This is a genomic window from Poriferisphaera sp. WC338 (assembly GCF_050931845.1).
GTDB lineage: Bacteria > Planctomycetota > Phycisphaerae > Phycisphaerales > Phycisphaeraceae > Poriferisphaera.
This window is the reverse complement of the sequence record NZ_CP194516.1, coordinates 4,025,277-4,044,603: the sequence shown is the minus strand read 5'-3', so window position 1 is coordinate 4,044,603 and position 19,327 is coordinate 4,025,277. Positions and strand designations below refer to the sequence as shown.

17 protein-coding genes are annotated in these 19,327 nt (G+C 48.2%); 5 read left to right on the top strand and 12 right to left on the bottom strand.

The genetic code is table 11. The annotated features are described in order from the left end of the window. Positions 1-21: 21 nt before the first annotated feature. The 5 genes from ACQ6WK_RS16755 to ACQ6WK_RS16735 all read right to left on the bottom strand — a co-directional run bounded on the left by ACQ6WK_RS16755 (position 22) and on the right by ACQ6WK_RS16735 (position 3,914). The gene (locus ACQ6WK_RS16755) at positions 22-540 is read right to left on the bottom strand and encodes a hypothetical protein (protein WP_432798540.1); all 519 of its coding nucleotides are present in this window, start codon (positions 538-540) and stop codon (positions 22-24) included. An 87-nt stretch (positions 541-627) separates the two neighbouring features. After that, positions 628-1,734 (bottom strand): hypothetical protein, encoded by a 1,107-nt coding sequence (locus tag ACQ6WK_RS16750; protein ID WP_432798539.1) that lies wholly within the window; start codon positions 1,732-1,734, stop codon positions 628-630. Then, positions 1,731-2,162 carry a hypothetical protein gene (locus tag ACQ6WK_RS16745; protein WP_432798538.1) on the bottom strand — a complete coding sequence of 144 codons (432 nt, stop codon included), beginning with the start codon at positions 2,160-2,162 and terminating at the stop codon, positions 1,731-1,733. The genes ACQ6WK_RS16750 and ACQ6WK_RS16745 overlap by 4 nt, the downstream gene beginning before the upstream one ends. Before the next feature lie 414 nt (positions 2,163-2,576). After that, positions 2,577-3,113, bottom strand: a complete 537-nt coding sequence (locus tag ACQ6WK_RS16740; RefSeq protein WP_432798537.1) for a glycogen-binding domain-containing protein — start codon at positions 3,111-3,113, stop codon at positions 2,577-2,579. A 99-nt stretch (positions 3,114-3,212) separates the two neighbouring features. Further along, positions 3,213-3,914: a hypothetical protein gene (locus tag ACQ6WK_RS16735; protein ID WP_432798536.1), complete on the bottom strand. Its 702-nt coding sequence runs from the start codon at positions 3,912-3,914 to the stop codon at positions 3,213-3,215. A 657-nt stretch (positions 3,915-4,571) separates the two neighbouring features. Here ACQ6WK_RS16735 and ACQ6WK_RS16730 point away from each other — a divergent pair. Beyond that, positions 4,572-5,372 (top strand): hypothetical protein, encoded by an 801-nt coding sequence (locus ACQ6WK_RS16730; protein WP_432798535.1) that lies wholly within the window; start codon positions 4,572-4,574, stop codon positions 5,370-5,372. Between the two features lie 207 nt (positions 5,373-5,579). Beyond that, positions 5,580-5,894 carry a hypothetical protein gene (locus ACQ6WK_RS16725; RefSeq protein WP_432798534.1) on the top strand — a complete coding sequence of 105 codons (315 nt, stop codon included), beginning with the start codon at positions 5,580-5,582 and terminating at the stop codon, positions 5,892-5,894. Positions 5,895-5,939: 45 nt separating this feature from the next. Here the strand turns inward: ACQ6WK_RS16725 and ACQ6WK_RS16720 are convergent, their stop codons facing one another. After that, the gene (locus tag ACQ6WK_RS16720) at positions 5,940-7,358 is read right to left on the bottom strand and encodes an MATE family efflux transporter (protein WP_432798533.1); all 1,419 of its coding nucleotides are present in this window, start codon (positions 7,356-7,358) and stop codon (positions 5,940-5,942) included. Positions 7,359-7,646: 288 nt separating this feature from the next. On the opposite strand from ACQ6WK_RS16720, the gene ACQ6WK_RS16715 reads away from it, so the two are divergent. Then, on the top strand, positions 7,647-9,152 hold the full coding sequence (locus ACQ6WK_RS16715) for a sigma-54-dependent transcriptional regulator (RefSeq protein WP_432798532.1): 1,506 nt from the start codon (positions 7,647-7,649) through the stop codon (positions 9,150-9,152). A gap of 90 nt (positions 9,153-9,242) precedes the next feature. Here the strand turns inward: ACQ6WK_RS16715 and ACQ6WK_RS16710 are convergent, their stop codons facing one another. From ACQ6WK_RS16710 to pyk, 4 genes are all read right to left on the bottom strand, one after another. Further along, positions 9,243-10,667, bottom strand: a complete 1,425-nt coding sequence (locus ACQ6WK_RS16710; protein WP_432798531.1) for an arylsulfatase B — start codon at positions 10,665-10,667, stop codon at positions 9,243-9,245. Between the two features lie 232 nt (positions 10,668-10,899). Next, the gene (locus tag ACQ6WK_RS16705; RefSeq protein ID WP_432798530.1) at positions 10,900-12,729 is read right to left on the bottom strand and encodes a family 43 glycosylhydrolase; all 1,830 of its coding nucleotides are present in this window, start codon (positions 12,727-12,729) and stop codon (positions 10,900-10,902) included. A 142-nt stretch (positions 12,730-12,871) separates the two neighbouring features. Then, positions 12,872-13,417, bottom strand: a complete 546-nt coding sequence (locus ACQ6WK_RS16700; protein WP_432798529.1) for a GNAT family N-acetyltransferase — start codon at positions 13,415-13,417, stop codon at positions 12,872-12,874. Between the two features lie 68 nt (positions 13,418-13,485). Continuing rightward, positions 13,486-15,111: a pyruvate kinase gene (pyk, locus tag ACQ6WK_RS16695; protein ID WP_432798528.1), complete on the bottom strand. Its 1,626-nt coding sequence runs from the start codon at positions 15,109-15,111 to the stop codon at positions 13,486-13,488. A 478-nt stretch (positions 15,112-15,589) separates the two neighbouring features. Between pyk and ACQ6WK_RS16690 the strand changes: the two genes are divergently transcribed. Both ACQ6WK_RS16690 and ACQ6WK_RS16685 read left to right on the top strand, forming a co-directional pair. Beyond that, complete coding sequence (locus ACQ6WK_RS16690) at positions 15,590-16,132, top strand: GbsR/MarR family transcriptional regulator (protein WP_432798527.1); 543 nt, start codon at positions 15,590-15,592, stop codon at positions 16,130-16,132. 23 nt (positions 16,133-16,155) lie between these two features. Beyond that, a complete protein-coding gene (locus ACQ6WK_RS16685; protein WP_432798526.1) occupies positions 16,156-17,079 on the top strand; it encodes an SDR family oxidoreductase in 924 nt (307 codons plus the stop codon). Positions 17,080-17,100: 21 nt separating this feature from the next. Here ACQ6WK_RS16685 and ACQ6WK_RS16680 read toward each other — a convergent pair whose 3' ends face one another. Both ACQ6WK_RS16680 and ACQ6WK_RS16675 read right to left on the bottom strand, forming a co-directional pair. Next, positions 17,101-18,444, bottom strand: coding sequence for a TIGR03087 family PEP-CTERM/XrtA system glycosyltransferase (locus ACQ6WK_RS16680; RefSeq protein ID WP_432798525.1), 1,344 nt, complete (start codon positions 18,442-18,444; stop codon positions 17,101-17,103). 235 nt (positions 18,445-18,679) lie between these two features. Beyond that, positions 18,680-19,180 (bottom strand): protease complex subunit PrcB family protein, encoded by a 501-nt coding sequence (locus tag ACQ6WK_RS16675; RefSeq protein WP_432798524.1) that lies wholly within the window; start codon positions 19,178-19,180, stop codon positions 18,680-18,682. Positions 19,181-19,327 lie beyond the last annotated feature (147 nt).

Below are 19,327 nucleotides of genomic sequence, written 5' to 3'. Positions count from 1 at the left end.
GCACCCGGTGGCTACACCGGCTCAATCATCAAAATCATCTTCAACCGGCTCTGCAAGGAAACGCGTAAAGTTAATCGACGAAAGCAGGCGCTTTGCATCCTGACGTAAACGAACCATCGTACGGTTACGTCCACGCTCAAATGCCTTATAAGCTTTGGCTTTCACCGGATCCTCATCCGGATTTGCCGCTTCTGCTTCGACATTCCCCACCGGCACTTCCAAACCCAAACGGGCTGCGACAATCTCCAAACGAAGCTCAATCAGATCAAGCTTGTCCTGCAAACTCACCTGCTCTGCATGAAGCACGACCGGATCTTGGCCCTGTTGCATTAAATGAGCTGCACGACGATCTAGCTGATTAAGCCGTTGGCGAATCACCTGACGTTCATTGAGCAATTTATGATAGATTGCCCGTTCCTTTACCTGTGATTTTTTATTCTCAGCAAAACTAGTTGTTGCTAGCGCTAACATTAGCACTAAAACAAACCATCCGATAAGCCAACCCCACTCCGCAGATTTTTTGACTGATTTATCTTGCATCTCTGCAATCCTTATGACAATTGTTCGATTAATCGAAGGAAGACCAACCGCCTTTGCACAGGCGGCCGGCCGCGCCCTCTTATCTCTTTACTCGATACCTGAATCTTGCAGTTTCAGAATACGAGCCGAAAGCTCTTCATCTTCTGCAAGGCTCCCAAAACCACTCGTGTCACTTGAAATACCCGAGCTGAACATCGCCTGATCGTTCGGTTGGATTGAATCCACTGCCGCTTCAAGCTCAAACATGCTTTCCTGCAATGCGTTTTCAACTGCAACATTGAAGCCACTAAGTTGATCCTGCAACTGTGTCATGCTTGAGGTGAACTGTGACATTTCACCAGTTGTCCCACCAATGCCGCGCACCATATCCAGCAACTCCGAGGCGCCTTCAACCGTATCCAGCAAAGTCAGATATTCCTCGAGACGAACCGCAGTCGATTCAAACTGAGCGAACAGAACTTCAGTCCCCATGAGCACCTGCTGATGCGCCAAGGACGCTTCATCTAGAACACTCAGAACATTCACCCACAGCTTACGCTGGTCTGGCGAAAGGCGGTCAGTCATCCGCTTAATCTGCGCAAGGTCACGCACAGTACGATAGTGAGCAACAAGCCATTTCTTACGAACCGGGTCCTTTTCATCTGGGATCCGTTTCGCAATACTGTTCAGCAGTTTCTCACTACGTGCATCCGGTTTCAGCAACTCAGCCTTACCGTCTGCTTCCAGTGCACGCGCCAACCGCATACGCACCCAGCCAATTTGCTCGGTCAGATAAGTTTGACCTTCCCACATCGGCTCAAGCACACGCTCCCGTGACGTCAAAACGCCTTCAACCGCCACCTCGCACTTTTCAAGTGCATTGCGCGTTTCGCCTTCAGCCAATTCTGCTTCCGCATCATTGACCGCTTCGACAAACGCCGTGAAAGATGTTTCCATCTCTTTTTCAAGTGGATCAATTGAAGTCGCCAGCTTCTCAACGACATGACCAAAGTCATAGCCCTCAAGATCAAGTGTGCTCTTCGATTTTTTCTTATTCTTGCCCGTGATATCAATGACTTCTGCGCCATAGGAAACAGTCGCGAAGCTTCCAAATGCAACAGCGCCAGCAACAATCGACATCACAGCCCAACAATTTCGTCTTGAAGTGCATTTCGCCTTCATCACAAACCTTTCACTGATAGATTTGAAGCTCATCGTCCACCTCCGTATGCCGCGAGTGGCGTAATTGGAACCTTCAGGTTCACTTGACGAGCCTTGATACGCACTTCACGCCGTAGATATGGATCTTCGATACGTGAGAAATGTGCTTCAGCCAAATCGCCATTACCGTTCATCAACGCTTCAGCACCTTCAATTAGCGCTTGCAAGCTTCGGATCTGACGCTTCTGACGATTAGTAACCGCCATAGGCCGTGCTTCTGAAAGATGCACTTCAGCTTGCTGCAGATCGCCATGGCTAATCGCTTGTGTACATGCCACCATGTGCTGTCTAAAGAGTTGATTGTCTACCCTGGTTTCGCTGATGAGAGAGCACCCTGTCATCATCATAATAATAGCGATGACAACTGCTAAACCTCCACCACGCGTACCACGCATAAAATAACGCATTCCCTGCCAGTTCATTACTGTGCACTCCTTTGCTCTTGGCCGCAAAGCCGTCCGTGTAACTGATGATTAATGTTCCAACCAGAAGCCCGATTAACGAATGTTTACCGCAGAACGTCTATAAAACTAAAGTAATCAAATAAAACAAATATTCAGATGATCAAACAAAGATGATTCGACTACCTTCACACTTTTCGTCATCTCGTGTCCGGTCCCTTCAAGAAATCATTCACAATTCGTAAGACCCAGGCAACCATAAAACACAGTTATTATTGGTTAAAACCTCCCGATGGTATGCCGCTGGGGTGGGTCGATGACAGGTCCCACCGGGAGGCTGCGTTGGCTTGATCTTTTAATAAACAATGCTCTTAAATCATTAAATCGCATCCTTATCAGTACCACTGGATACCCCTGATGTCTTCTTTGGCCTATCTAAACAACAACAATATGATTCTCACTGCCGAATGAATTAGTACACACATGTGGGTTAAAAAAATCTTTTGACCACTTACCATTCCGCTTTAATCTATATTCGTAATATCCAGTTTTGAGCGCGATCACACAACACCAAAGCTTAATCCCCTCAATATCACACTCATCAAACCTTTTTCCATTTACATCCCAATCATTAAATCCGCCCACCACACTAACATGCGTTTCATGCCCAAACGGCTGTACAAACACAACTTCCTCATCTACAACTGATACTCCAAATAATGCATGCAATCGGCCATGTTGAGCTTCTAGTAGTCGCTGTAAAACCATTCGGTGCCCCATAGATTGCGAATCGGCCTCCCCCATAATCTCCTGACAATCAGAACCTCGTTTTCGATATTGATCGTTATATGTTTCACCAATTTGTCGTGACACCATTTTCTTAAAGCGCTCAAACCGCTTCATCACCGCAGGTTGCCGTTGATCATCTATCTCAGCCTCAAGCACATCATTGATCACAAATATTGGGCTCATATGCGTTTCACCCCCCCTATCTTGAATCGTTTGATATGTTTTCATAGTGGGTCCTATACTTTTCAGTATCATCAAGAAGCGGCGCTGGCCATCCCTGGCCTACCAAACACCATCCTTGACGATCTCCACAAGCGCCGCACTTTTCTGATTCGAGACGCCCCATAAATCACACAGTACTTTTTGTGCCATACACCATCCATGCCTTTGTCCCGCATCGCTTATGAATAGCACTACGAGCCGGCATGTTCGAATTTTGATGTCATGCGATACAGACAGAATAACATGCTCACTCCCTCCTGATTCCAATATCCATCTCGCCATGGCGCGCCGACTCATCTGCTCATATTCATCCAACATCATTTCCCCTGCGATCGATGCACTAAATCGATTGCAAAAACTTTTCCGCAAAACCGTTGGCCCTTCCCAAAGCAGTTGCCCCAAAGAAACCGATGACTTGCTCTGTAAACGCTTTAATAACATCCATATTAAACAATCAATAACTTGGCTAAATGCCGTTCTCTGATTACATGTGTCATAAAGCAGTAACATACACAATTCATCATTAGTTATATGATTAATATTTGAACTAATATTTTCTTTATTACTCGCACCCCACTTACCAATCATCTCAGTAAATTCATAGGATGCCCATTGCTGTGTTAGCCATTCCATCAACGCATCTGATTCTTCATCATTAACCGCAAGCCCATCAGCCGTAATCTCTGCCTTGCCCCACTGACCGCCATGAACCAAAGCATCCGTGCCTTGGTCCGTATGTTTATTTTGGTCAATTTGTTTCACGATCTGCATCCTTGCCCGGCCAACCTTCTCATGATCCTGCCCTATCACACCTGACTAGCCATCTTATCGGCTCAAGACCACAGTAGCTTAAAATAATATACAAAACAATACGAATAAATTCTGAGGGAGGGAGTAGGCTAATTTCCAAACCAATCTTAAAATAAGTGTTTTTTAACTTAATTCTGCCGCCCTCATTGCACCTACTGCCCTATCTTTGCTATCTATAATTACTAATCCTCATTCTTTCGTATGCAGCTACACAATTCCTCGACTAAGGCTATATATTCCACCACCTATGTTTATGACCACGGCCAACAAGTACGAATTCGCAACTCATATCTAGCTCGTCAAACACCTCAATCCTCCTATCAGCCAAACTATGCAAACTTGTTCGAGATCCGCCCACCCTCTGAAAATTGAACAACCACAACCCTATAAACACTTACCCTATCAGGTGAACATCTGCTTGCTCTTGGAAAGAACGTTCTTTACGCTAGACACGTCAAGTTTTCGATTTCACCATTTCACATCATTTAGAGAAGTTGATTCAATCCGGGACTCACGCTGCGCGGATACCAGGATCGTATCTGTGATTTCATTCCCCCTAATCAGCCTAAGGACATGTCTGACAGGGAGACACGTACAGCGGAGCACACGATGAAATTAGGAGTCGGCCAATTATCCTATGAGATCTGCTATTCTCCCGAACGCCTTTATGTCAACAAACGCGAAGTGATTTGTATATGCCATCATGCACATAAACAAATCTTCTTTTCGTCCATTACAACCTCAAACCAATTACAGCAAATCCTCTCACATCTAACTTCGATCATTGCAACCAAAGTTGCTTCTAAAAACTCTATTTTTACAGATCCATCTCAATGCCAATCAGATTTTTTTTACTTACCTCTTCCAACGATGCCCCATGCAAGTATCACTACCTCGCGATTACAAAAATCAGATAATAAAATGCTATTTCGTTCTATCGCATCTCATACCGCGGAGCTATTATCAACTGCCACTGATGATCAATTGTCAATTGTAATCACCAAAATACTTCGCCATCTCGCCCAAACGTTGTATTTAACTGATGCGATTTTTCTTACACCACAACTTGAACCGCTTTTTATTTCGAATTCTCTGTCGTCACCCATCATCTCTAGCATGCTTCATACTGATGCAACCATACTCCAACAACATCGAATCTATTATCGACCCGCGCAATCCGCTGTGTACCTACCATCTCTTTTTTGTGCACTGGACATGAACGACCAGTACCATCGTGGCCGTTTACTTTTACTATCCAACCAAGCCATTCCTTTTTCGCGACCAGCTATTCATCTCTACCTTACCATTGGCCACATCATTGCCTCATTAATCCCCATCTCAGAAAATGGGCGGCTTGATATTGCGGATGTAACACCACACCCAGCCGCACCGTCTCTACCGAAAACTTAAACAAACAACAATACCCCACCCTCTCTGTGCAACGGCGCTCTTGGTCGCTGCTTTTTTACCTACAGACTCCACCTTATCCCATACCCCAGCCTCACTTCATATAATTCATCATATCTATCTTCTTATAAATACACTTGTAGACAAAATGCCGGCAGGATACAATATGTAGGCATAGCCCATGAAAACATACAACATATGGACAATCCCATGGCTGAAACAAGACAGAACCTCAACATAGAACTTGCCCACGGCTCTAAAGAAAAGCTAGAAAAACTCCGCGACTGGAACGGCATGACCCAAAAAGAACTCGTCTCGCGCATCATGGGATGGTTCTGTATGCAAGACCGCGTGGTCCAACAAATTATCCTCGGACAGATCCCTTCTGAAATTGCTCCCGATGTTGCGCAACTCTTACTTCGAAAGCTTGCAGATCGAAACACACCCTCTCAAGCAAATACCCCAACAGATCATGCCGCCCCCGCATTGATTGTAGAAATTCCACCGGACCCAGCAACGGCATAACTCCTATCACAAGATACATTTTATTTATCTAATAGATAATTGAGCTTAGGGCAAAGGTACATCGACACGCTCATCTAGAATGTTCAATCTTTCCCAGTGTCCCAGCCAGAACCGCACGGCAAATCCCGTACTCAAAACAATAATATACGCCGTCGCTGCCGACCAAGGACCGATACTTTGAAGCCCTGGATAATAGTGCGCTATCGCAAACCCCCCACCCATAAATACCACTCCACCAAACACAACCATCATCACTGCTGGCACAAGCGTATCACCCGCACCTCGCAGCGCGCTGCTATAAGTAATCCCAACAGCATCAAATACCTGGAAGATAGCACAAACAATCAACATACGACTTGCCCAATGAATAACCTCAGGATCATCCGTCAGTAAATCAGCAAACTGCTCATTAAAAAATATGAGCGCAATCGCAATCATCCCCATATAGCCTACCCCCATTCCACAAACCCATCGTGACTGGATACGCGCCAAGCAAATCCGTTTCTCACCGATGGATTTACCAACTGCAGCTGTAAGTGCTACGCCCATTCCCACAACTGGCATGAAACTCACTTCCAAACACTTAAATGTCAGGTTGTTTGCAGCTAACTGTTCAGTCCCAAATCGGCCAATTAAAAAAAGCGTAAAAATCGTGAACACAATGATGTCCATCATAAATTGCACGCCTGCCGGAAAGCCCACGGTTACGATCTGCCACATTTTTTTTAAGGCCACACGCCAATGGTGCAAACTATCATACTCACGCTTCGACCAACCTCGCGTGAACCAGATCAAAAGCACAATCATTTGCAATACTGCGGAGATCAATGTCCCCCACGCCGCACCGGCAATTCCCATCGCAGGGAAACCCCACTTGCCAAAAATCAATGCATAGTTTGCCAATACATTAAAAATATTCCCAATCAGCGCCGCCCAAAACCCAATGACCGGCCTGTGCACACCATTAAAGAAATTCGATAACGCTACACAAACCAATGTCGGCGCAACCCCAAGCACACCGATCTGTACATACACCGCTTCCATTTCCGATACCTGTGGCTCATGACCCACCCATTGAAAGAACGGCGTTGCCAACCACCACCCCGGTAACATGAGAACACCCAAGAACACACTTAAATAAACACCCTGCCACGCATATGCCGCACAATTCCCTTTATCTCCCCGCCCTAAACTCTGCGCCACAAACGTGTTCACCACGCTAAGCACCCCCATCCCAAATGCAATCACACAAAACAAAATAATACCCGCAGGCATAATTGCTGCCTGTGCATCGGTCCCCAATTGGGACACCATGATGAAATCAACGAAGCTCATCGCTGTGCGCGAAATCATTGACGCAATGATTGGTAAGCCCAACACGATCAATCCATAAGGCACCGCCAAGCCACGCGGTTCGCTTGCCAATGCAGAACCATCACCCAAATTTTTGGTTTCATTAAACATTGCTTTGGTCTATTCCAATTATCCCTTACCACGCGCGTCCCAATGCACCACACAAGCATAACCACTTCTTATCAACACTCAATCACCTTTTCATGTCTACCTCGCCTTTTTCTACATTTGCGAGACTGTTTGCACCTCACCCAATCACCTACCTATAGAACCTTTCATTACCAGACTTTCTCGCATCTTGACTGGGCGCCCTATCAAGCCGATAGAATCAGTACCCCACACCTGACTCGCTTTGCAATATCCTTCCGTCAAGCATTGCGACCCAAACCCCATAACATCATGACTGAGAAGCAGTACACCATCCTCCTCATCGATGATGACGAACAAACCCACCGCCTTGTTCGCTTTATGCTTAGAAAACAACCTCTTCGCATCATCACAGCCCTCTCTTTTGAACAAGCCCAAACGACTTTCGAATCTGATTCCGCTGATGTTATCCTCCTCGATTGGAACCTCGGCAACAACCACACCGGCTTAGACCTCATCGCGCCTCTCCACGCTGCCAGCCCTGCTGCTCCCATCATCATCCTCACCGCACATGATTCTCCCGATCACATCGTCTCTGCGATGCGCACCGGCGCATTCGATTTTCTCCCTAAACCTATCTCCGAAGCTCGCCTTATTGCTACGGTCAACCGCGCCATCGAACATCATCAACTCATCCAAACCGCGAGCCACCCCAACGATCCCTCCTTCACCACTGCGCATTTCGAAAACATCCTCGGCCGCTCCCCACAAATGCAATCTGTCTTCGCCATTATCGACAAAGTCGCATCTACCGATGTCTCTGTACTTATCGCTGGCGAATCCGGCACGGGTAAAGAACTCATCGCTCAAGCCATCCACAACCGATCCCATCGCAAACACAATCCACTCGTCGCACTCAATACCGCCGCCCTTCCCGCGACCCTCATCGAATCCATGCTCTTTGGTCACGAAAAAGGCGCATTCACCGGAGCAGATCGCATGCGCACCGGCGCTTGTGAAGACGCGCATACAGGCACACTCTTTCTGGATGAAGTCACCGAAATGCCCATTGAACTTCAACCTAAAATTCTGCGTTTCGCACAAGAACACAAATTTAATCGACTCGGCTCCACCCTTGTCCATACCTCTGATGTCCGGCTCATCTCCGCCACCAACCGTCACCCTCTCGAGGAAGTAAAGAATAACCGCTTCCGTGAAGACCTTTACTATCGACTCGCTGTCATCCCCATCCATGTCCCGCCGCTACGCGAACGCGCCGGCGATATCCCGCTCATAGCCCTGCACATGCTCCATCATCTCAATAATAACTACCATAAAAGCTTCGCCGAAATTTCTTCTGCAGCGCTCACCGCACTCAATCAATACAACTGGCCCGGCAACGTCCGTGAACTCATCAACACCATCGAACGCGCCATCGTCCTATATGACGGACCGATTCTTGAGTTGGATATGCTCCCACCCGAAGTCCTCGGCCAACCCCCCATCGAGAACGATATCATTACCCATGCTGAAGCTGAAGAACTTCACCATACCCCCATTCCTGCACCTCCTGCTCCAGCGTCTTCAACTATCGACACACCAGCCGCGCCACAAACTCATCCACCTTCGCCAAATCCCGAATCTCCAACTCATCCCAACGAGATCATCCCCATTGATCAACTCGAACGCCGCGCCATCGAACATGCTATCCATGTCTGCCAAGGATCCCCCGGTAAAGCTGCACGTAAACTTGGCATTTCCGAAGCCACCATCTATCGTAAAATCAAAGCCTACGGCCTCCGTGGCGCCGAATCTTAAAAAATATTTCTAAAATCACAATCTTAAACAGAACAGGCACAAGACTCTTTCAGCCTCGTGCCTGCCATTATTCTTAACGTGTAAAGCAATTTAACGCTTCATTTCCATCCCCTTATCTTCCCTCTCCCGCTTCACCCGATTCGCATACCGACCCGACTCTTTATCCAATTTCACCAACCACTCGGGTGCATTTTCACATTCATACTGCCCATATACCATCGGCGCAGGAAAGATCATCTTATGTACTTCAGGCACTCTTCTTTCCTGCATCAACCTATCCAGCCTCGCTTCCATTTTTGTAAAAATCTCTGGCTTTTTCTTCGCTAAATCTTTCGTCTCATAAACATCATTCACCACATCATATAACTCATCACCCACCAACTTATAGTTACCAACCCGCAATGCACGCGTCGCCTTCTTACGATACGACCCCGGTACGCAATGCACAATCTCTTCACGCTCCGATGCTTTACCCCTTGTAATTCCTTGCCAAATGTTAAAACCATCAATCGCAAACGTTTGCTCTAAGCTCCCGCCACCCAAACTAATCAACGTCGGATACCAGTCCGCAACATACATCAGCCCATCATATTCACTCCCTGCTTTAATCGCTTTCGGATAACGCGCCATGCAAACAACTTTCACCCCGCCTTCATAAAAATTTCCCTTCCAACCCCGTAGCGGCTCATTCCCCACCGCTCTTGTCCCACCATTATCATTAAAGAACACAATCAGCGTATTATCCAAAACCCTCTCATTTTCCAGTGATTTCAATATCTTCCCAACTGAAATATCCATGCCTTCCAGCATCGCCAACTGCTTGCCCATCTTCTGATCTTTATACTTCGCAATCAATTCATCCGGTGCTTCATGCGGGTCATGAACCGCGTTATAAGCTACATAATAAAAGAACGGTTTCTTTTTATCGCGTTCCTTCAACACCCGATCTAATTCATCAGCAATCAAATAACTACTATATCCCTCTTCATATATAGGCTTCTCATTGCGATGCCAATCGTAATACTTCTGACCGCGCGCATGGCCAAACGAACCGATCAGCGCTGAATAATGACCATATTGATGATCAAACCCGCGCTGCATCGGCAGATGTTCTTTCTGCCACTGCCCTAGATGCCACTTACCAAAGATCGCCGTACTATATCCAGCTTCCTTCAGCGCCTGCGCCACCGTCCGCTCATCCTTTAACATCCCCGCATCATCATTCCCATGCGTCCGCTCCTCCATTCCGCAACGAAACGGATACCGCCCTGTTAAAAATGCAGCACGCGTCGGCGAACATACCGATTGCACATAGTAGTTCCTTAACATTACCCCCTCTTCTGCGATCCGATCAATATTCGGCGTCGGCACTACCTCATCAATATCTTCGCAGCCTAACTGACCCCATCCCATATCATCCGACATAATCACCACAACATTCGGCTTCGCCCACACATAACTTACCACTTGTAAACAAGCCACCATAAACGTACACAAGCAAGTCAATAATCTCATCGCTTAGCTCCTGTCTGGCGAATAGACTCTATTAATCCAATTTAATCGTGATGGGAATATGTGCTAAAAATACTATATCGGAGCGTTTCGAAAACTTCAATGGTAAATAGTCCCGCCATGACACTAATCGATAAAAGCAGGCATCTTACAGCCTGCTTCTCCAACTTCGAAAATTCCATCATAATCACACGCAGATACTAAGCTGCCAACAAAATCCTGATCATCCAATCACTCACTCAATCCCCGGTACATCTACAAACACTGGGCGATAACCATACACATCACCCGTTGCCTCAAGCGTCATTCCAACCATAAAAGTTCCTCGCCGTGCATTCGGACCAATCAACGCATGAAATGGAAAATAATACAACCCTTCTGAGTGCTTTAGAATCCCTTGATGTCCTGGGCCAGGCATGCCTATCTCTTTACCCAAAATCCGATTTCCCGGCGGCTTCACCCATGGCCCCAAAGGTGATTTCGACACCGCATATGCGATCGCATAATTCTCACTAAAAAATGGGTTCGCTGAATACAACATGATGTACCAACCATCATGCTTAATCACCGACGGTGCTTCCACCCAATGACCACCCTCCCATGGTAAATTCGGCTCGAAACAATAACTCGATTCACCCATTACCCGGCCATCATCATCCAACGCCGCAGCCAATATCCGGCTCTTACCCGTCTCCAAATAATCCAAAACGTAATACATGTACCGATGTCCATCATCATCAACAAACACCTCCGCATCAATCGTCGCCATCCCAATATTCACCAGCGGATCTTTCACCGCAGACGATACTTCCTTAAACGGGCCAAGCGGACTATCACTCACCGCACGACATATCCGAAGTGATTCGCGCCCAGCGCCGTTCGGCACCGGTCCCTTACTCGTATAAAACATCTCATACCCGCCATTGAATTTACTCACAGATGGCGCCCAAAAGAAGTGTGTCCCCCAAACACCATCGCCTTTCTTCAATACATTGGGATGCTTTTTCCACGTTTTCAAATCCTTAGAGCTATAAGCCGCAAAACCATCCGGCTCCCCCGTCCCATACATATAAAACGTATCGCCATCCTTGATCAAACAAGGGTCCGCAATATCCTTAACCAATTCAATTGGCTTGATCGTTTTCGACATCACATGTGTTTGCGATTCATCCACATGCCTCGGGCCGCTTTTGCGTTTATACCCCACAAATTCACGCACACTCAGTGCTCGCGCCGTCACACGCACTTCATCTATCCACCCTTGCCGCAGCCATTGCCCCACCCCTTTGTTGTACATCCCTCGACCAATCACCCATCGCCCCGCATCAGCATGCAACCCGCCACTCACCCCCATCGCTGTCCCTTCGACCTTGTACCCATTTCCGCGATCAACATACAACTTCAACACGTTACCATCGCATACACCTGCCAACCAAACCCACTTATCTCGCGGCAAAGGCTTCTTACTTGCTGCATTATGAAACTGTCCCGCTCTATCAATGATCTGAAACGCCGGCGCATCCTTCACCGTAAACTCATCCGTCCGCCCGGCAATCGTCAATTGCAACGGCGCATTCCCCATCCCTTTAATTGGTTGGCCATCTTTCCCCAAAACTACCTGATACTCCACACTATCCTCACCAATACTCACTACACGCACCGCGGCTTCGACCGTAAACGCGTCTAACTTCACCCGCTCAATCATCCCACTTTGTGTAAATACATCCTGATTGCCTGAAAAATGTAACGACAAATCATTCTTCTCGCCCCCACGCAAACGCATTGTCGGTACAACCGCCGAAGTAGTCGGACTTGTATCGCTCGGCCACCGCGATACATCTGTGTTAAACGTCCGCAGTACATTCCCATTCCCACTCACATCTTTAATCACTTCACTCGTCGCAGGCTCAACATCAATCTGATTGTTCAAATTTCGCATTGCCTCCCCACCATCAAACCGCCAATACGCAACCACATCTCTCTCAATCGATTTTTCCTTTTGCCCAAAGAGTGTTGTTGTTAAAAAACCCATCAACATAAGAACCATTAAAGATCGAATCATCATACATACCCGTTCATATCAGTAACGTGGCTATAATTCATGTGCAGCCCATAGTATAACATGAGCCATTTTAGTACATACCAAACAATCGCCATTGCGCAATAAAGTATTGGCTTTCAGCTATGCTCATGCCCTTACATGACTATCAAAACATATAGCCGAGCATATCAATTTTTCCTGCCGGCCAACTACCGCCGCAAATTGATTTAGCCAAAAAGCAATCACTTAAATCATCCTCGATCACACGAACACTCGCTCGTTCCTCAATCGCAAGCCACTTTGCTTTAGCTGGCTGAACACGTTCAAACCCCAACCGTTCATATATCTCATGTCGATCTGCAATCAATATCATAAAATCTTGGCTCGATTTGACCGCAATTCTCTCGGCAGCTTCCAGAAGCTTTGTTGCAATACCCTGCCCTCGCTCTTCTGGCACAACACACAAATCAATCACACCTAAGATATTTAAAACCACACCACCCACATTGATAATCCGACAATCCACTCCAAGCTGCCCGATCACAACATCTTCTTCGCATGCAAGCAACCGGAAATGAGGAAGTTGCTTGTAATAGACACGGCCATTAAAAAATCCCGGGAACGAAATCTCCAAAAGCGCACTTAATTGCAATTTCATTTTCTCAGTAAGAAGATGATCTTGAATATTGATAATTTCAATGTCGTGCTGCATGTATGCCCTTGGAAACATGCGACCAGATCTGTACTGTCATTGCCAGCCACAAATACTCGCAGACCGACTTAACTACCATACAACATTCGGATCTGCTTCATCACATCCACACACGGCTCCGATTCCCGTTCCTTCATCACAACCCCACGCCCCTGATCCGCATCCGTCCAATTCAATTTACAAACATCACCCACATAATGAATCCGGATCGTATTTGTCACGCCTGGCACTCCGAGTGGCATCCCGCTGCAAACCACAATCGGATCACCCGCATCACACCATTTATTCTCTTCAATAAACAATTTGTCGATCGCCGCCGTGAACTGTTCCGTTGTCTTAGGTCGCTCCACCAGTTTCGGCTTCACACCAAAAAATAAACTCATTTGACGAAGCGTTCGCAAATTCGACGACAACGCCACAATCGGCACCGTCAACTTGTTCTGTGAAATATGCTGTGCAGTCCCACCAAGTTCCGTCCATACCACCACATACTTCGCCTGCAGATCGTTCACTACCACACTCACACCATGCGCAAGTGCTGCTGTACGATACTTATTCGCCCGTAATTTCTTTGGTGCGTTTGTCGTCCCTTCATGCTCCCACTCGTTCCCCGCTTCTGTGATCCGCGCGGTCCGTGCCATGACTTCCACCGCTTCACACGCATACTTGCCCACCGCTGTTTCACCACTAAGCATCACCGCATCTGCACCTGCCATGATCGCACCCGCCACATCACTCACTTCCGCACGCGTCGGTACCGGCGCATCAATCATGCTCTGCAACATCTGCGTCGCCACAATCACTGGCTTGCCCCAACCATGCGCCCTCTGAATGATTTGCTTCTGGATCACCGGCACTTCCGCCAAGTCCATCTCTACACCCAAATCACCACGTGCCACCATCACCGCATTGGACTTCTCACATATCTTGTCCAAATCCGCAATCGCCTGCGGTGTCTCAATCTTCGCCACAATCGGCATGTGACCCATCCCCCGCTGACCCTTTCGATCATACCCGTACTTATGCAGCTCACGATTCAGCTCACTGATATCCTCCGCCTTCCGCACAAAGCTAAGCGCAAGATAGTCCACCTCATTCGCAATCGCCCACTTCAAACATTCCTTATCCCAATCCGTCAAGCTCGGCACACTAATCTCGCTGTCCGGCAGATTGATCCCCTTCTTGTTACTCACCTTCCCACCAACCTCGACCTCACAGATCAGCCGTGGCTCTTCCCGTACATGGCCGTTCCCATTCCCCAAAATCACCGGCTTGCGATCCACTACCCGTAATCGCACCGCACCATCATCAATGAGCACACGATGACCCGGGTCAACCTCCGCCACAATCTTGTCGTAATTCGAGCTGATCACCGTCACCCCGCGGTCCTCATCTCGATACGCCGCCACCGTCTTGTCACCCGTGATTTCAACCAACTCTCCTTGGCCGACCTCCATCACATCCCCCGCCACCTTCGGCACGCGGATCTTTGGCCCGCTCAAATCTCCGAGCACACCAACAACCTCGCCCGTCAGACGACTCGCCTCGCGCACTGCATGTAGTGCCACCGCAAAGTCATCGAACGTACCATGTGAAAAGTTGATCCGCGCAACACGAGCGCCCTGCTCAATCAGCTGGGCGAATTCTTCTGGCGTGTTACAAGATGGACCCACTGTCGCCAATATCTTGGTCATGAAAAAACCGTTTTGTCGCAATCCCATGCCGCAGATTGTAGCGATTCACCGTCCACATACCAACACACCCATCCCGCATAACAAAATGCTCACAATCCAAACACACCAAATAACCACAACTAAACCCCGTTAACATAGCTAAAATGCCGATTTAGACATTCCATATCATCCCAATCCTATCCCATATTAATCCACATTTGACTCAGATGTGTCGTACGACATTCGTATCGCCACCTCAATCTTCCTTTCTTGATTACCCTCATTCGCACCCAAAGCCGCTAACTCGATGAACCTCATTTCCTCAAAGTGAATGATGTTCATCGCGATTAAGTATCCGCAAACTAAACTTCCTCCATGACAACCGTCGCCTCCCCCGCATCACTTTGATCTTCCTTCCAATGACAAGAATGTTGCCCCCAATTATCGTTTAGTTTAAACTAAACGTTCTATACTACATAAAGATCCTGCGAGGCAAAGCATGACGACTCAAACCGACCACACCCGACAAGCCAAAGAACACTTCATTCAAGGCATGAGCCGCATCGCACAATTCTGGGGCTTTCCTCGTGCCATGGGTGCCGCCTACGGCGTCGTCTATCTCTCCTCAGAACCCGTCAGCCTCAACCAGCTCGTCGAAGAAACCGGCGTCACCAAAGGCGCCATCAGCACACACGTCCGCACACTCGATCGTCTTGGCCTTTTTCACAAACACCTCATCCTCGGCGACCGCCGCGACTACTACATCGCTGAAACCGACTTTTGGAAAATCCTCCGCAATGTCCTCCGTGAACGCGAAAAAACTGAATTCGACAGCGCCCTGAAAGCCGTCTCAGAAAGCCGTGAAATGCTCAAATCTCAAAGCAAATCCAATAAAGAAGAATTCTACGATCAACGCATGCAAAACATGGAAGAGTTTTTTTCCCTGCTCGACAAGTGGGTCGCCACCATCACCACCCTTGACTCACTCCAACAATCAACCCTCGGCAAAGTCACCAAACTCTTCCAATCAAATAAACAATAATCCCAACATCATCTGGACTCACCATGGACAACATCAACCACACAGAAACACATGCCATCACCGGCGCCTTCGGATACTCCGGAAGTTACATTGCTAAAAATCTTTTAGAACAAGGAAAGAACGTCGTTACCCTCACCAACAATCCCGGCAATCACCACGAACTCAAAAACAAAATCCAAATACACCCACTTGATTTCAACAATAAAAAACAACTCGCCCAATCTCTCCAAAACATCCGTGTTCTCTACAACACCTATTGGGTCCGCTTTAACCACAGAAATTTCAATCACCAGCAAGCCGTCGTCAACACACAAACCCTCTTCGACGCCGCACGCACAGCAGGCGTTCAACGTATCATCCACGTCAGCATTACCAATCCTTCACTCGACTCACCCTACTCCTACTTCCGCGGCAAAGCTCAACTTGAACAATCACTCATCAGCTCCGGCATGCAATACGCTATCATCCGGCCCGCTGTCCTCTTCGGCGGCCGCGATATCCTCATCAACAACATCGCCTGGCTACTCAAGCACTCCCCACTCTTCGCCATTTTCGGTAACGGCCAATACAAACTTCAACCCATCCATGTCGAAGATCAAGCCAAACTTGCCGTTCAACTTGGCAACCAAACCACCAACACCATCACTGATGCTATAGGCCCCGAAACCTTCACCTATGAACAATTAGTTAAAGTACTTATTCACATATTGAATATAAAACGAAAAATCATTCACATCTCACCTCGCACAGGCCTTGCTCTCAGCAAAATCTTTAATCTCATCACACGTGATGTTGTCATCACCCGCGATGAAATTGGCGGCCTCATGGACAATCTCCTGGTCACACAATCGCAACCCACTGGCTCAACCCGTCTCACCGATTGGGCGCAAGAACACCACCAAACCCTCGGTAAGAACTACCAAAGCGAACTCGCTCGCAGAAAATAACGTTTAGATAATCCCCAGCAATCATGCTGCGCGCTTCATTGCCTGTTGCACTTCCGGTGCTGACAACTGCCCCTGCGCTGCGCCTTTTGCTCCAACATTCCGACTAAGCAACTCGACCAACGGCTGCATCGCCGCACGCCAACCGTACCGCTCTTCCATCCGCCGCCGCGCCGCCTGACCCACCACTTCCCTCGCCTCTGGATATTTGAGCAGCCGCGAAATCAATTTCACGTACTCCCCCGCATTCTTTGCAGTAAACAAATCTCTTCCCACCATTGCATCCACACCCGCTGCCGCTGCGGGCGAACACACAACCGTCCGCCCACACGACATCGCCTCCAGCACTTTGTTCTGGACCCCGCGAGCTAATGCCAAAGGCGCCACCACCACAGCACTTCCCCATATATACGGCCGAACATCATCAACCGCCCCCACCACCTCCGTCCCATTCACGCCATCCACCCCAAGTACTTCCGCACACGCATCCTTGCCCACAACCTTAAACCGTACCTCTGAATCAATTTCTCGAAGCTGACCCATAACCTGGTTTGCAAACCAAACCACTCCCTCAACATTCGGCTTGTAATCCAGCACCCCCACAAACACAATATCCTTCACCTCTGCACCGTAATCTAACCGCGGCATGAAATAATCTAAATCAACACCATTACCCACGATCATACTTTTACCGCCACCATCTCCATTTCGCCTAAGCGCTGAGTAAACCTCTAACTCGCGATCACTCACAACACTCACATAATCCGCGCCCACTCCTCGCTCTACTTCTTGTAACAGCTTCGCCTCTCGGCCATACAACCACCTTTTCCAACCTCGCACATCTTCCGCATAACTCGCCCATTTCGCGCTATCCACATCCACCAAATCCAAATGATAAATCGGCTTCTCACGTTCATCACTCATCACCAACACATCTTCCGCATACCCTGTCATCCCGCTACAAAAACTCACCACTGCATCAAATCGCTCCCCAGCATGCCAACTCTTCACCACGCTCGCCAATTCAACATCATAAAACACGCTCGGCGTAATCGCCTTTCCACGAACCACACCCATCCCCGCTCGCCAAGCTTTTTTTACTTTCCCCATATTCGCCCATGCAAACCGCACACTCAGCCGCTTCATCTCCTCCAACTGATCGCGACTCACCCCCTCTTCCGTCACACAAGCCACACTCACATCAAACCTGCCTGCCAGCGCTTTGAGCATGTTATAGCTGCGAATTCGGTCTCCACGGTCCGGTGGATACGGCACACGATGCGTCAAAAACAATAACCGCGGTCGCTCTGCCCGATCACCACGTGCATCACCCACACGCATCCCGTTTTGTCTCGCTTCATGAATCATCTATCCCCATCATCGACCACCCCCACTTCTCCTCCCGACAGCACCACCCCAGACACACCACTTATCGGACATCCCCGGAAGTGCGACCACTTACAAGCGCATGTGCGCGCTAACTAACCCAAGCCCACGAGTTCCAATCCGTGGGGTCATCTTGTCATACTCACGATAAAAAAACGCCAACCCATCGGGTCAGCGTTCTTTCATCCAAATATTCATGTCTATTAAGCGATTAGACTCATTCAGCCGCTGGCTGCTGGCCGCTCACTTCTTGAACATCATACTGCACATCATTCGCGTCAACCTTTTCGATCACCGCAACACAGTATGGATATTCAATCGCCTCAGTCACAACTTCTTCAGAACCTGGCTGATTCACGATGCCTTGTACATAAAGCACATCGCCAACTTGCTGAACCCCGGTGATTCGCGCCCAATAACCACCTGTTGGCACTTCACCCAGGCTCAGAACCACAACCGATTCTTCATTAAAATTCGGCTTGTCGCCCTGCATTCCGAGTGCGTCCCACTCTTCATCACTTTTCACAAGCGTCACGCCTGTTTCGTTCATCGCCTTGTCAGAACCATGAGTCTTGCTCTTGATTGCAACAGGCTCAGCCGCCGCATGATTGCTTGTCTGAGCGTTGTTTTCTTCAACCTTTTGCTCGCCCTGACATCCAACCAGCATTCCGCCAGCTAGTACTGCCACAACCAGCACACTTGCCATCTTCTTAAGCATCGCTTCATCTCCACTTTGAATATCATCAATAAATTAATTGCCGCGATTGTTCGCATACGCACCACAGGCAACCTGCACATCATACCCCATCCCCGCCCATCCTTCATCAATCACACCACAACTTTCCCATCTTCTACCACCACCGCC